The organism is Streptomyces filamentosus (assembly GCF_014654895.1).
In the GTDB taxonomy this organism is placed as follows: Bacteria; Actinomycetota; Actinomycetes; order Streptomycetales; family Streptomycetaceae; genus Streptomyces; species Streptomyces filamentosus.
On the sequence record NZ_BNBE01000005.1, the window covers coordinates 24,888 to 38,888 of the forward strand.

Consider the following 14,001-nt stretch of genomic DNA (forward strand, 5'->3'; position numbering starts at 1 on the left):
CGCAGCGTTGTGCGCGTGCACAGCGCCCCGGCGGCCCCGCTGGTCACCGGCAGCGTTTCTCCCGCCGGGCGTGGACGGACGGTCCGGCCCGGTGCTGGGGTGAGCGCCACCGAACGGCCGAGTAGCACGCACCGGTAACAACGGCGGCCGCGGAAAGGGGAGTTCATGGGAGGTACCGCACCCGCCCTGACGGTGGAGGACCTGACGGCGGGATACGGACCGGTGCGCGCGCTCAGGCGCGTGTCGCTGACCGTGCCCGCCGGCGCGGTCGTCACCGTCCTCGGCGGCAACGGCGCGGGCAAGTCCACCCTGCTGCGGGCGGTCTCGCGCACCCTGCGCTTCCACGGCGGGGACGTCGTCTCCGGCACGGTCGCCGCGGCCGGCCGGCCGCTCGGCGGACTGACCCCGGACCGGGTCGTCGCCGCCGGCGTCTGCCAGGTCCCCGAGGGCCGGCAGGTCTTCGCCCGCATGACGGTCGAGGACAACCTGCGGGCCGGCGGGCTCGCCCGCCGCGGCGACCGCGCCGCGAAGGCCGCCGCCCTGCGCCGGGTCCACACGCTCTTCCCCGTCCTTGCGGACCGCGCCCGGCAGCCCGCCGGCCTGCTCTCCGGCGGCGAACAGCAGATGCTCGCCGTCGGCCGGGCCCTGATGGCCGCGCCGGAGCTGCTGCTCCTGGACGAGCCTTCGCTCGGCCTCGCCCCGCTGATGGCGGCCCGGATCGCGGACGCGATCCGGGAGATCAACGCCCAGGGCACGGCCGTCCTGCTGGTCGAGCAGAACGCCGCCCTCGCCCTGCGGCTCGCCTCCCACGCGTACGTCCTGGAGGTCGGCGAGGTCACCCTCTCCGGCCCGGCGGCCGAACTCGCCGCCTCCGACGAGGTGCGCCGCCGCTACCTCGGCGTCGGCGACGCCGGCGCGGCCGGGGACGCCCCCGCCAGGACCGCCCACCCCGTCCTGTCCCGCTGGGACGAAGGGACCCGGACCCCCGTCCCGGGCCCGCGCCGCAAGGAGAACCGATGAGCACCGCACCACCGCCGGGGAAGACCCCGGACGACCCGGCCGTCGCCGCGGAGGCCGCCACCGGCCCCGGGGCGCCGGCCCCGGCCCGCGCCCACCGCCCCGACGTCCCCGCCCTCACCGTCACCGGCCTCACCGTCCGCTTCGCCGGGCTCACCGCCCTCGACGGCGTCGACTTCACCGTGCGGCCTGGGACCGTGCACGCCCTCATCGGGCCCAACGGCGCGGGCAAGTCCACCTGCTTCAACGTCCTCTCCGGGGTGTACCGGGCCGCCTCCGGCTCCGTGCGGCTCGGCGCGCACGAGCTGACCGGCCTGCCCCCGCACCGGATCGCGGGCCTCGGCGTCGGCCGGATCTTCCAGAACCTCGCCCTGCCGCCGCGCGCCACCGTCGAGGACAGCCTCATGCTGGGCCGCCACCGGCTCATCCGCACCGGCTTCCTCGCCGCCGGGCTCCGGCTGCCGTCCGCCGCCCGCGAGGAGGCCCGGCACCGGGCCAGGGTCCGGGAGATCGCCGACTTCGTCGGCCTCGGCGACCGGCTCGGGCGGCCCGCGGGCTCGCTCCCGTACGGACAGCGGAAGCTCGCCGAACTGGCCCGCGCCCTCTGCATGGAGCCCACCCTGCTGCTCCTCGACGAACCCGTCGCCGGCATGACCGCCGACGAACGCCGGCGCACCGCCGACGTCATCGCCGGCGTCCGCGACGGCCTCGGCATCTCCGTGCTGCTCGTCGAGCACGACATGGGCCTGGTCATGCGGCTCGCCGACACCGTCACCGTCCTCGACTTCGGCCGCCGGATCGCGGACGGCGCCCCCGCCGACGTACAGGACGACCCGGCGGTCGTCCGCGCCTACCTCGGAGAGGAGGCCGCCGCGTGAGCACCTTCGCCGAGTTCCTCATCAACGGGCTCTCGCTGGGCTCCGTCTACGCCCTCATCGCCCTCGGCTTCGTCGTCATCTTCCGTGCCACCGAGGTCGTCAACTTCGCCCACGCCTCGCTGCTCCTCGCCGGCGGCTACTTCGTCGCGGTCCTCCACGAACCGCTCGGCTTCTGGCCCGCGCTGGCCGCCGGGACCGCGGGCGCGGCCGTCGTCGGCGCGGCCGTCGAGTTCCTGGTGATGCGCCGCCACCGGGGCGCCGACCACAGCGTCCTCGCCATCGTCACCATCGGGGTCGACATCCTCCTCGCCACCGAACTCACCCGCCGGATCGGCACCGACATCCTCGCCCTCGGCGACCCGTGGGGCGACGCCGTCGTCACCCTCGGCCCGGTGACGATCGCCGAGACCCGCATCGCCGCCCTGCTCGCCGCCGCCCTCCTCATCACCGCCTTCCTCCTCGCCTTCCGGCACACCTCCTGGGGGGTGGCCATGCGGGCCGCCGCCGAGAGCCAGGAGACCGCCGCGCTGATGGGCGTCCGGCTGGGCCGGGTCTCGCTGGGCGCCTGGGCGGTCGCCGGAGCGCTGGCCGCCGTCGCCGCGCTCTTCCTCACCGTCTTCCCCACCCCCGGCCTGGAGCGCGGCACCGCGCTCGCCGCCCTCAAGGCCTTCCCCGCCGCGATCCTCGGCGGCCTCGACTCCACCACGGGCGCCCTCGCCGGCGGGCTGATCGTCGGCGTCACCGAGTCCCTCGCCACCGGCTACCAGACCGACCTGGCCTTCCTCGGCCGGGGCATCGGCGACCTCGCTCCGTACCTGGTGATGGTCGCGGTGCTGCTGATCCGCCCGGCCGGCCTCTTCGGCACCAAGGAGCTCGCCCGTGTCTGAGCGCCGCGGAATCCCCGCGAAGGCGTACGCGTACGCCGCCGCCGGCCTCGTCCTGCTCGCCCTCCCCTTCTACCTGGAGCGGTTCTGGCTCCAGGCCGGCCTCTTCGCCATCGCCGCCGCCATCGGCGCCGTCGGCATCAACCTCCTCACCGGCGCCACCGGCCAGCTCTCCATGGGCCATGCCTTCTTCCTCGCCGTCGGCGCCTACGGCTACTGCGCCCTCGCCGGCGACGGCACCGACGGGCTCTCCGGCCTCGGCCTGCCCGGCTGGCTCGCCGCCGTCCTCGCCGTCGGCCTCGCGGGCCTCGCGGGCGGGGCGTTCAGCCCCATCGCGGGCCGGCTGCACGGCGCGTACCTCGGCATCGCCACCCTCGCGCTGATCTTCATCGGCCAGCACGTCCTCTTCAACGCCCACGGCCTCACCGGCGGCTACAACGGGCGGGCCGTCCCCCCGCTGAACCTCTTCGGCCTCACCTTCGACGACACCGAACTCCTCGTCCTCCAGGTGCCGTTCGGCTCCGTCGAGAAGCTCTGGTACCTGGGGCTCGCCCTCCTCCTGGGCGGGGTGGCGTTCGCCCGCGGGGTGCTCCGGGGCCGCCCCGGGCGGGCCATGAACGCCATCCGAGACCACCGGATCGCCGCCGGCGTCCTCGGCATCCCGGTCGCCCGGCACCGGGCCGCCGTCTTCGTCCTCTCCTCCATGTACGCGGGCCTGGCCGGCGTCCTGCTCGCCCTGGTCTTCCAGCGGACCGTGCCCGAGTACTTCGGCATGGCGCTCTCCCTGGAGTACCTCGCGATGATCGTCATCGGCGGGCTCGGCTCCGTCGCCGGGGCCGTCGCGGGCGGGGTCTTCGTCGCCCTGCTGCCCCAGCTCCTGGGCCGGTACGCCGAGGCCCTGCCGCTGGTCTCCGCCCCCGGCACCGGCGGCGTCGCCCCCGGCGAGGCCGCCCGCTACCTCTACGGCGCCGCCGTCGTCGGCGTCGTCCTCTTCCTGCCCGGCGGCCTCGCGAGGCTCGTCGCGCGAACCCCGATCCACCGACCCTCAGGGGAGTCACGATGAAGCACAGACGACAGGCGGCCGTGCGGGGCCTCGCCGCGGCGCTCGCCGCCCTGGTCGCGCTCACCGCCGCCGGCTGCAGCTCCAAGGCGAAGACCGGCGACGGCAAGGAGACCGGCTCGGGCGGGATCAAGACCGGCGAGGGCGTCACCGACACCACCATCGCGCTCGGCGCGCTCACCGACATGACCGGTGTCTACGCCACCCTCGGCAAGAGCGTCACCCAGGCCCAGCAGCTGTACGTGAAGCAGGTCAACGCCGCCGGCGGCATCTGCGGCCGGAAGCTGGAGCTGACCGTCCGCGACCACGGCTACGACCCGCAGAAGGCGCTCGCCGCCTACACCGAGCTGGAGCCGAAGGTCATCGGCTACGCCCAGTTCATCGGCTCCCCGTTCGTCGCCGCCGTCAAGCAGCGCGTCGACGGCCAGGACAAGGGCCTGGTCATGCCCCAGGCGTGGTCGGCGTCGCTCCTCGGCTCCCCGTACATCCGCGTCCTCGGCGCCACCTACGACATCGAGACCATCAACGCGGTCGACTTCCTCGTCACCGACAAGGGCCTGAGGAAGGGCGACCGGATCGGCCACGTCTACTTCGAGGGCGACTACGGCGAGAACGCCCTCAAGGGCGCGAAGCACGCCGCGGGGAAGGCCGGGCTCACGATCGTCGAGCAGAAGATCAAGCCGACCGACAACGACATGTCCGCGCAGGTCGCCGCCCTCAAGCAGGCGGGGGTGAAGGCGGTCCTGGTCAGCGCGGGACCCCGCCAGGCCGCCTCCCTCGTCGGCGTGGCCGCCGCGACCGGGCTGCGCGTCCCCGTCGTCGGCAACAACTCGGCCTTCGCGCCCCAGCTCCTCGGCACGCAGGCCGGACCGGCCCTGGAGAAGATGTACTGGTTCGCCTCCCCGAGCCTCCCCATCGGCGCCGACGTCCCCGCCGCGAAGAAGCTCGCCGCCGACTACGCCGCCGCCTACCCCGGCGACGGCCTCGACAACGGCGTCGTCGCCGGCTGGACCGCGGCGTCGGCCTTCGGCGAGATCCTGCGGAAGGCGTGCGAGCAGGAGGACCTCACCCGGGAGGGCGTCGCCAAGGCGCTCCTCATCCTGAGCGCCCACGACCCCGGCTTCGGCATGACCCACGACTTCACCGACCCGAAGTCGCCCTCCTCCCGCCAGTCCGTCATCCTCCGGCCCGACAAGAAGGCGCCCGGCGGCATGAGCACCGTCCGGCAGCCCTTCGTCTCCCCGGCGGCGGAGGACTACACCCCCTGAGCCGGGGGCCCTGCCGACGCCCCGCTCCCGGGGGCGGGTGCGCGAGGCGCACGCGGCTCCCCGGGGCCGCGCGCGACGCGCACGGAAAGAGGACGGGATCCGTCCTCTTTCCGTGGGAGCGTGATCCGCATGACCGTCCTCGACGCCCGCGCCCTGGGCCGCGCCGCCCTCGCCCGCCAGTTCCTCCTCGCCCGCACCGACGCCCCCGCCCTCGACGTCGTCACCCGGCTCGGCGGGATGCAGGCCCAGGAACCGCAGGAACCGTTCATCGGGCTCTGGTCGCGGACCCGGGACTTCCGCCCGGAGATCCTGGACGCCCTCCTGACCGGCCGCGCGCTCGTCCGCCTCCCCCTGATGCGCCGCACCATCCACCTCGTCGCCGCAGAGGACGCGCTGGCCTGGCACGCCCGCCACGCCACCATGCTCCGCACCAAGGTCCTCACCGTCTACCGCGACGAACTCGCCGGCATCGACCCCGACGCGCTGGCCGCCGCGGGCCGCGCGGTGATGGCCGACGGCACCCCCCGCACCACGGCCGAACTCGTCGGGGCGGTCGCCGACCGCTGGCCGGACCGCCCGCGCCGGCCCCTCGGCGAACTCCTCGTCTCGGGCGTGATCCCGATGGTCCAGCTGCCCCCGCGCGGCCTGTGGGGCTCCCGCGCCGGGGTCCGCAACCAGACCCTCGCCGCCTGGCTGGGCCGCGAGGTCCCGCCGCTCCCCGAGGACCCCGCCGACCCGGTCGGCCAGGCCCTGCTCCGCCGCTACCTCGCCGCCCACGGCCCCGCCTCCTCCAGCGACCTGCGCGCCTGGTGCGGCCTCACCGGGCTGCCCGCCGCCGTCAAGGCCGCACGGGAGGAGCTCGTCGCCTTCCGCGACGAGCGGGGCCGCGAGCTGCTGGACCTCCCGGACGCGCCCCGCCCCGACCCGGACACCCCCGCCCCGGTCCGCTTCCTGCCCGCCTTCGACAACGCGATCCTCGGCTACCAGGACCGGAGCCGGATCATCGACGACGCCCACCGCGGCCTGTCCGTCGCCGGCGAGCGCGTCGTGCTCGTGGACGGCCGGGTCTCGGCCACCTGGACCCTGCGCGGGGACACCGTCGCCGTCACCCCGCTCCGCCGCCTCTCCCGGGCGGAGCGGGCCGAGGTGACGGAGGAGGGCGGCGCACTGGCCGCCTTCCTGACCGGCCGGGAGAGCGACCGGGTCGCGCTCGACGCACCCTGAACCGCCGCCCCGGGCCGTTGCCCTGAACCGCCCCCTGAACCCCGCCCCGGCCGTCCCCGGGCCCCGCCCCGGGCCGCACGTCACCTGTCCGAAACCTGGCGGTGTGATGCTCGGGGGCATGAACGTGATGATCGAGGAGAACGCCGCACACCCCCGGCTGCCCGCCCTGCTCACCGCCTACCACCTGGCGACCGAGACCGAGAAGGGCACCGTCTCGACCGTCCCCGCCGACCTGCCGCCCGCCCGCCGGGCGGAGGCCGAGGACCCCGTCGCCGCCTTCGCCGCCGACACCGTCCTGCTCGCCACCGCGGGGGACGCCGGGGAACCGGCCGGCTGCCTGGTCCTGAAGGCCGGGCCGGTGCCCGAGGTCAAGCGGGTGTGGGTCGAGCCGTCGGCCCGCGGCCGGGGGCTCGCCGCCGCGCTGATGGGGGAGGCGCTGCGCCGGGCCGCCGCGGCGGGCGCCCCGGCCGTGCGGCTCACCGTCTGGGAGTGGCGCGAGGGCCCCCTCGCGCTCTACCGCAAGCTGGGCTTCGAGCCCGCCGCGCCCTGGGAGGACCGGCCGGGGCTGGTCTTCCTGGAGAAGCGGCTCGCCCCGGGGGACCGCGTCGAGCTCCTCGCCCCCGACGCCGTACGGGCCCACGCCGCCGGTCTCGGCGCGCTCCTCGTGGACGCCGTCGACGACGGCGCCTCCGTCGGCTTCCTCGCGCCCCTGGACCCCGCGGAGGCGGCCGCCTGGTGGACCGGCGTCGCCGGGGACCGGGAGGTGTGGGCGGCCTTCGGGCCGGACGGCTCCGTCACCGGCGCCGTCACCCTCCTGCGCACCGCCACCGCCAACGGGCGGCACCGCGGCGAGATAGCCCGGCTCCTCGTCCACCGCGCGGCCCGCGGCCGGGCGCTCGGCCGCCGGCTGCTGGCCGCCGCCGAGGCCCGCGCCGCCGCCACCGGCCTCACCCTCCTCGTCCTGGACACCCAGACCGACAGCCCCGCCGAGCGCCTCTACCGGGGCGCGGGCTGGACGCCGGCCGGCCGGATCCCCGAGTACGCCGCCGATCCGGCCGGCACCCTCCGGGCCACCACCCTCTACTACAAGCGCCTGGTCTGACGGCCCCGGTCCGACGGCGGCATGGCGAACGGCGGCATGACGAAGGGCCCGGAAGCGAGTGCTTCCGGGCCCTTCACCCGTTCCGTACGGCCGGCGGGTCAGCGCAGCTGCGCCGCCTCCGCCTGCCGTGCCTCCCGGCTCTCGCGGCGGTTGCCGCGGAAGGTGTTGACGCGGCGGGCCGTCGCGAAGAGGGGGATCACGGCGCCCAGCACGACCTGGAGGGCACAGCCGGTCTGGAGCAGGAACTGCCCGCCCGGCGCGTCGAAGGCCCAGGCGGCCAGCATGGCCATCGCCCCGACGATCCAGCTGAGCATCGCCGCCGCGAGGACGCCCCGCGGCTTCGGGTACTCGACCCGGCTCACCATCAGCCACGCCGTGCCGATGATCGCGAGCAGCGTCGGGATGAAGGGGAGTTCGAGCAGGATGATCGAGACCACGGTCAGCGCGCCGAAGGGGCTCGGCATGCCCTGGAACATGCCGTCCTTCATCGTCACGCAGGAGAACCGCGCCAGCCTCAGCACCACCGCGAGCAGCACCACGATCGCGGCGACCGCCGAGACCTTCTGCTGCGCGTCGTCCGCGACCATGCCGTAGACGAGCACGAAGTAGGCCGGGGCCAGACCGAAGCTGATCAGGTCCGACAGGTTGTCGAGTTCGGCGCCCATCGGCGAGCTGCGGAGCTTGCGCGCCACGATGCCGTCGAAGAGGTCGAAGATCGCCGCGCACAGCATCAGTATCACGGCGGTCGCGGCGCTGTTGCGCGCCATGCCCGTCTCCGTGCTGCCGGTGAGGTGCGGGATGAGGATGCCCGTGGTGGTGAAGTACACCGCCATGAAGCCACACGTGGCGTTACCGAGCGTGAGGGCGTCCGCTATGGACAGCCTCAGCGACAGCGGCATCTCCTCCGCCTCCTCGGCCCCCTCCGCCTCGGCGTCGGCGGCCCAGTCGGCGGCACGTGTGTCGGGATCAATCACGGTCAATGCGAGTCACCCCCGCGGTCGTGGTCTGACCGACCTCGACGGCGACCTCGACACCCTCCGGGAGGTAGATGTCGACGCGCGAGCCGAAGCGGATCAGACCGATCCGGTCACCCTGCTCGACCTTCGTCCCCTGCGGGATGTACGGCACGATGCGCCGCGCCACGGCACCCGCGATCTGCACCATCTCGATGTCGCCGAGCTCGGTGTCGAAGTGCCAGACGACGCGCTCGTTGTTCTCGGACTCCTTGTTGAAGGCCGGGACGAAGCCGCCGGGCACGTGCTCCACCGAGGTCACCGTGCCGGCCAGCGGCGCACGGTTGACGTGCACGTTGAGCGGGCTCATGAAGATGGCGACCCGGGTGCGCCCGTCCTTCCACGGCATGATGCTCTGCACCACGCCGTCGGCCGGGGAGATGACGCGGCCCTGGGCGATCTCGCGCTCGGGGTCGCGGAAGAACCACAGCATGCCGGCCGCGAGCGCGGTGGTCGGCACGGCGATGGCCCGGGCGCGCTTCGAGCGGCCGGAGCGCGCGAGGCTGAGCGCCGCCGTGGCGACGGTCGGCAGGAGCCACGGCGACGCTCCGCGTGCGATGCGTGCGCCCTTGAGGCTGTCGCGGTGTGCAGAGTCTGGGCTGTGGGGCATGGATGACCTTCGTAGCGGATGATGCCGCGCTGGCAACGGGGGACGGCGGCTTTCCGGCCGATGCTATCGGTTGCGGGGCGCAACTGGGCAAGCCAGGAACCGAGTCGACGGCCGGAAGATGAACACGGGGTGTGATCTTCTTCGCGGCCTTATCGACTCAAAACCGACAATCAGCCCTGGAAGCGGTACTCCTCCAGCAGGCGGCGGCCAATGATCATTTTCTGGATCTCGGCGGTACCTTCACCGATGAGCAGCATCGGCGCCTCGCGGTAGAGCCGCTCGATCTCGTACTCCTTCGAGAACCCGTAGCCGCCGTGAATGCGGAAGGCATCCTCCACGACCTCCTTGCAGTATTCGGAGGCGAGGTACTTCGCCATCCCCGCTTCGAGGTCGTTTCGTTCCCCGGAGTCCTTTTTGCGTGCTGCGTTCACCATCATGGCATGAGCGGCCTCGACCTTGGTAGCCATTTCGGCCAGCTTGAACTGGATCGCCTGGTGCTGGGCGATCGGCTTTCCGAAAGTGTGACGCTGCTGGGCGTACTGGACACCCAGTTCGAAAGCACGCTGTGCGACGCCGCAACCACGGGCCGCCACGTTCACGCGGCCGACCTCGACGCCGTCCATCATTTGGTAAAACCCTCGCCCGGTGGCCCCGCCGAGGACCCGATTGGCCGGAATGCGCAGGCCGTCCATGATGAGCTCGGTGGTGTCGACCCCCTTGTAGCCCATCTTGTCGATCTTGCCGGGGATGGTGAGGCCGGGACGCACCTCGCCGAAGCCCGGCTCCTTCTCCACGAGGAAGGTCGTCATCGACTTGTGGGGCGCGGTGCCCTCCGGGTGGCCTTCGTCACTCCGGACGAGGACGGCGACCAGCGTGGACGTGCCGCCGTTCGTCAGCCACATCTTCTGGCCGTTCAGGACGTACTCGTCGCCGTCCTTCACCGCCTTCGAGGTGATGGCCGACACGTCCGAGCCCAGTCCCGGCTCCGACATCGAGAACGCGCCGCGCGTCTCGCCGGCCGCCATCCGCGGGAGGAAGTACTCCTTCTGCTCCTGCGTGCCGTGCTGCTTCAGCATGTAGGCGACGATGAAGTGGGTGTTGATGATGCCGGAGACCGACATCCAGCCGCGGGCGATCTCCTCCACGCACAGCGCGTAGGTGAGCAGCGACTCGCCCAGGCCCCCGTACTCCTCGGGGATCATCAGACCGAAGACGCCGAGCTCCTTGAGCCCGTCCACGATCGCCTGCGGGTACTCGTCGCGGTGCTCCAGCTCGGTCGCGACCGGGATGATCTCCTTGTCGACGAAGTCCCGCACGGTGGCGAGGATCTCCTGCTGGACGTCGGTCAGACCGTGGGTCTGGGCGAGTCGCGCCATGACTACTTCTCCGGCTTCTTGGAAGGCTCGATGAGCTCGGGGCGGCCCGGCTGCTCGCCGCCGCGCGCGTCGGTGTACTCGGCGGTCGGGACCATCACCTTGCGGCGGAAGACGCAGACCAGGGTGCCGTCCTGCTTGTAGCCCTTGGTCTCGACGTACACGATGCCGCGGTCGGTCTTCGACTTCGACGGGGTCTTGTCGAGGACGGTGGTCTCGCCGTAGATCGTGTCGCCGTGGAAGGTCGGCGCCACGTGCCGCAGCGACTCGATCTCCAGGTTGGCGATGGCCTTGCCGGAGACGTCCGGCACGGACATGCCGAGCAGCAGCGAGTAGATGTAGTTGCCGACCACCACGTTCCGCTTGAAGTCGGTCGTGTTCTCCGCGTAGTTCACGTCCATGTGCAGCGGGTGGTGGTTCATGGTGAGCAGACAGAAGAGGTGGTCGTCGTACTCGGTGACCGTCTTCCCGGGCCAGTGCTTGTAGACCGCACCGACCTCGAACTCCTCATAGGTACGTCCGAACTGCATGGCCCTACGCCTCCGGGATCTCGAACTTGCTGGTGCGCTGCATGCCGGCGGCGCGGCCCTTGCCGGAGATGACCAGGGCCATCTTGCGGGAGGCCTCGTCGATCATCTCGTCGCCGAGCATCGCGGAGCCCTTCTTCCCGCCCGCCTCGGAGGTGTAGTAGTCGTACGCGTCGAGGATCAGCTCGGCGTGGTCGTAGTCCTCCTGCGAGGGCGAGAAGATCTCGTTCGCGGCGGCGACCTGGTCCGGGTGGAGCACCCACTTGCCGTCGAAGCCCAGGGCGGCGGCGCGCTGCGCGACCGCGCGGTAGCCCTCCTGGTTGCGGATCTGGAGGTAGGGGCCGTCGATCGCCTGGAGGTTGTTGGCGCGGGCCGCCATCAGGATGCTCATCAGGATGTGGTGGTAGGCGTCCGCCGGGTAGCCGGGCGGCTGCTCGCCGACCACGAGGGACTTCATGTTGATGGAGGCCATGAAGTCGGCCGGGCCGAAGATGATCGTCTCGACGCGCTGCGAGGCCTGCGCGATGGCGTTGACGTTGTTCAGGCCCTGCGCGTTCTCGATCTGCGCCTCGATGCCGATCTTGCCGACCTCGAAGCCCATCGTCTTCTCGATCTGGGTCAGCAGCAGGTCGAGCGCCACGATCTGCTGGGCGTCCTGGACCTTCGGCAGCATGATGCAGTCGAGGTTCTGGCCGGCGCCCTCGACGACGGTGACGACGTCGCGGTACGTCCAGTGGGTCGTCCAGTCGTTGACGCGGACCACGCGGGTCTTGCCGGTCCAGTCGCCCTCGTTCAGGAACTTCACGATGGTGTGCCGGGCCTCGGGCTTGGCCAGCGGGGCGCAGGCGTCCTCCAGGTCGAGGAAGACCTGGTCGGCGGCGAGGCCCTGGGCCTTCTCCAGGAAGCGCGGGTTGGAGCCGGGCACCGCGAGGCAGGAGCGGCGGGGACGCAACCGGTTCACGGGGCTGGTCATGCGGGGACCTCCGTACATTCAAGGGGGCTGAGCTTGTGGGCTTTCCGGATCTCGTCGACGATACGGCCGATGATCTCGGTGATGCCGAAGTCCTTCGGCGTGAAGACGGCCGCGACGCCCGCGCGGCGCAGTTCCTCGCCGTCGGCGTTCGGGATGATGCCGCCGACGATCACGGGGATGTCGGTCGCGCCGGCGTCCCTGAGGCGGTCGAGGACGTCGGGGACCAGCTGGGCGTGCGAGCCGGAGAGGATCGACAGGCCCACCGCGTGCACGTCCTCCTCCAGGGCGGCGTCCACGATCTGCTCGGGGGTGAGCCGGATGCCCTGGTAGACCACCTCGAACCCGGCGTCGCGGGCCCGGACGGCGATCTGCTCGGCGCCGTTGGAGTGGCCGTCCAGGCCGGGCTTGCCGACCAGGAAGCGGAGCTTGCCGATGCCCAGGTCCTCGGCGGTGCGGTCGACCTTGCGGCGGACCTCGGCCATCGGGGAGCCCGCCTCGGCCGGCACGGCGACCGGGGCGGAGGAGACGCCGGTGGGGGCGCGGTACTCGCCGAAGACCTCGCGCAGCGCCCCGGCCCACTCGCCGGTGGTGACGCCGGCGCGGGCGCACTCCAGGGTGGCCTCCATGAGGTTCTCGGTGCCCCGGGCGGCCTCCTTGAGCTGCTCCAGGGCCTGCTGGGTGGTGGGGAAGACGAACGGGTCGCCGTTGCCCTGCCGGTCCGTGGACTCCTGCCGCTCGGCGCGCCAGCGGCCGAGGGCGGAGACGACGCGGGCCTCGACGGCCGGGTCGACGGTCTGGATCGCGGTGTCGAGGTCGGCGGTGAGCGGGTTGGGCTCGGTGGTCTCGAAGACGTTGACGCCGACGATCTTGTCCTCGCCGGACTCGATCCGGGCCCGCCGCTCGGCGTGCGAGGAGACGAGCTGGGCCTTGAGGTAGCCGGACTCGACGGCGGCCATGGCGCCGCCCATCTCCTGGATGCGCTCGATCTCGGCCAGGCACTCGTCGACGAGGGCGTCGACCTTGGCCTCGACGACGTGCGAGCCGGCGAAGATGTCCTCGTACTCCAGCAGGTCCGACTCGTGGGCGAGGACCTGCTGGATCCGCAGCGACCACTGCTGGTCCCAGGGCCGGGGGAGGCCCAGGGCCTCGTTCCAGGCGGGGAGCTGGACGGCGCGGGCGCGGGCGTCCTTGGAGAGGGTGACGGCCAGCATCTCCAGGACGATCCGCTGGACGTTGTTCTCCGGCTGGGCCTCGGTGAGGCCGAGCGAGTTGACCTGGACGCCGTAGCGGAAGCGCCGCTGCTTGGCGTCCTGGATGCCGTACCGCTCCAGCGTGAGCTTGTCCCAGATGCGGCCGAAGGCGCGCATCTTGCACATCTCCTCGATGAAGCGGACGCCCGCGTTCACGAAGAAGGAGATGCGGGCGACGACCTCGCCGAACCGCTCCTCGGGCACCTGGCCCGAGTCGCGGACGGAGTCGAGGACCGCGAGGGCGGTGGACATCGCGTACGCGATCTCCTGGACCGGGGTGGCTCCCGCCTCCTGCAGGTGGTAGCTGCAGATGTTGATCGGGTTCCACTTCGGGATGTTGTTGACCGTGTACGCGATCATGTCCGTCGTGAGGCGGAGCGAGGGGCCGGGCGGGAAGACGTGCGTCCCGCGCGACAGGTACTCCTTCACGATGTCGTTCTGGGTGGTGCCCTGGAGCTTGGCGATGTCCGCGCCCTGCTCCTCGGCGGCCACCTGGTAGAGCGCCAGGAGCCACATCGCCGTGGCGTTGATGGTCATCGAGGTGTTCATCTGCTCCAGGGGGATGTCCTGGAACAGCCGGCGCATGTCGCCGAGGTGCGAGACCGGGACGCCGACCCGGCCGACCTCGCCGCGGGCGAGGACGTGGTCGGGGTCGTAGCCCGTCTGGGTCGGCAGGTCGAAGGCGACCGACAGACCCGTCTGCCCCTTGGCGAGGTTGCGCCGGTACAGCTCGTTGGACGCCTCGGCGGTCGAGTGACCGGCGTAGGTCCGCATGAGCCACGGCCGGTCCTTCTGGCGCTCAGTCATGTGCGGTCCCCGGAG

At 72.6% G+C, this 14,001-nt stretch carries 12 protein-coding genes and 1 pseudogene; 7 read left to right on the plus strand and 6 right to left on the minus strand.

Features of this window, described 5'->3' with window-relative positions; translation table 11 throughout:
• Nucleotides 1-165 precede the first annotated feature (165 nt).
• The 7 genes from IE326_RS39630 (at nucleotide 166) to IE326_RS41790 (ending at nucleotide 7,433) form a co-directional block, all read left to right on the plus strand.
• Nucleotides 166-1,020: an ABC transporter ATP-binding protein gene (locus IE326_RS39630; RefSeq protein WP_190045091.1), complete on the plus strand. Its 855-nt coding sequence runs from the start codon at nucleotides 166-168 to the stop codon at nucleotides 1,018-1,020.
• Nucleotides 1,017-1,895 carry an ABC transporter ATP-binding protein gene (locus IE326_RS39635; protein ID WP_229915921.1) on the plus strand — a complete coding sequence of 293 codons (879 nt, stop codon included), beginning with the start codon at nucleotides 1,017-1,019 and terminating at the stop codon, nucleotides 1,893-1,895. Before IE326_RS39630 ends, IE326_RS39635 begins: the two co-directional genes overlap by 4 nt.
• A complete protein-coding gene (locus IE326_RS39640; RefSeq protein WP_150235173.1) occupies nucleotides 1,892-2,782 on the plus strand; it encodes a branched-chain amino acid ABC transporter permease in 891 nt (296 codons plus the stop codon). Before IE326_RS39635 ends, IE326_RS39640 begins: the two co-directional genes overlap by 4 nt.
• Nucleotides 2,775-3,842, plus strand: a complete 1,068-nt coding sequence (locus IE326_RS39645; protein WP_150235171.1) for a branched-chain amino acid ABC transporter permease — start codon at nucleotides 2,775-2,777, stop codon at nucleotides 3,840-3,842. Before IE326_RS39640 ends, IE326_RS39645 begins: the two co-directional genes overlap by 8 nt.
• A complete protein-coding gene (locus IE326_RS39650; RefSeq protein WP_190045092.1) occupies nucleotides 3,839-5,107 on the plus strand; it encodes an ABC transporter substrate-binding protein in 1,269 nt (422 codons plus the stop codon). Before IE326_RS39645 ends, IE326_RS39650 begins: the two co-directional genes overlap by 4 nt.
• A gap of 129 nt (nucleotides 5,108-5,236) precedes the next feature.
• Nucleotides 5,237-6,331: a winged helix DNA-binding domain-containing protein gene (locus IE326_RS39655; protein ID WP_190045153.1), complete on the plus strand. Its 1,095-nt coding sequence runs from the start codon at nucleotides 5,237-5,239 to the stop codon at nucleotides 6,329-6,331.
• A 118-nt stretch (nucleotides 6,332-6,449) separates the two neighbouring features.
• Nucleotides 6,450-7,433: a GNAT family N-acetyltransferase gene (locus IE326_RS41790; protein WP_190045093.1), complete on the plus strand. Its 984-nt coding sequence runs from the start codon at nucleotides 6,450-6,452 to the stop codon at nucleotides 7,431-7,433.
• 98 nt (nucleotides 7,434-7,531) lie between these two features.
• On the opposite strand, the gene pssA is transcribed toward IE326_RS41790, so the two are convergent.
• The 6 genes and pseudogenes from pssA to IE326_RS39690 form a co-directional block, all read right to left on the minus strand.
• Nucleotides 7,532-8,407 carry a CDP-diacylglycerol--serine O-phosphatidyltransferase gene (pssA, locus tag IE326_RS39665; RefSeq protein ID WP_030756906.1) on the minus strand — a complete coding sequence of 292 codons (876 nt, stop codon included), beginning with the start codon at nucleotides 8,405-8,407 and terminating at the stop codon, nucleotides 7,532-7,534.
• Complete coding sequence (locus IE326_RS39670) at nucleotides 8,400-9,056, minus strand: phosphatidylserine decarboxylase (RefSeq protein WP_150235165.1); 657 nt, start codon at nucleotides 9,054-9,056, stop codon at nucleotides 8,400-8,402. The genes pssA and IE326_RS39670 overlap by 8 nt, the downstream gene beginning before the upstream one ends.
• A gap of 170 nt (nucleotides 9,057-9,226) precedes the next feature.
• A complete protein-coding gene (locus tag IE326_RS39675) occupies nucleotides 9,227-10,432 on the minus strand; it encodes an acyl-CoA dehydrogenase family protein (RefSeq protein WP_190045094.1) in 1,206 nt (401 codons plus the stop codon).
• Nucleotides 10,433-10,434: 2 nt separating this feature from the next.
• The gene (locus tag IE326_RS39680; protein WP_150235159.1) at nucleotides 10,435-10,959 is read right to left on the minus strand and encodes a MaoC family dehydratase; all 525 of its coding nucleotides are present in this window, start codon (nucleotides 10,957-10,959) and stop codon (nucleotides 10,435-10,437) included.
• 4 nt (nucleotides 10,960-10,963) lie between these two features.
• Complete coding sequence (locus tag IE326_RS39685; protein ID WP_030497083.1) at nucleotides 10,964-11,929, minus strand: HpcH/HpaI aldolase/citrate lyase family protein; 966 nt, start codon at nucleotides 11,927-11,929, stop codon at nucleotides 10,964-10,966.
• Nucleotides 11,926-13,989 (minus strand): annotated as a pseudogene (locus tag IE326_RS39690) (ethylmalonyl-CoA mutase); the annotation flags it as partial. The gene IE326_RS39685 and the pseudogene IE326_RS39690, both read right to left, overlap by 4 nt.
• Nucleotides 13,990-14,001 lie beyond the last annotated feature (12 nt).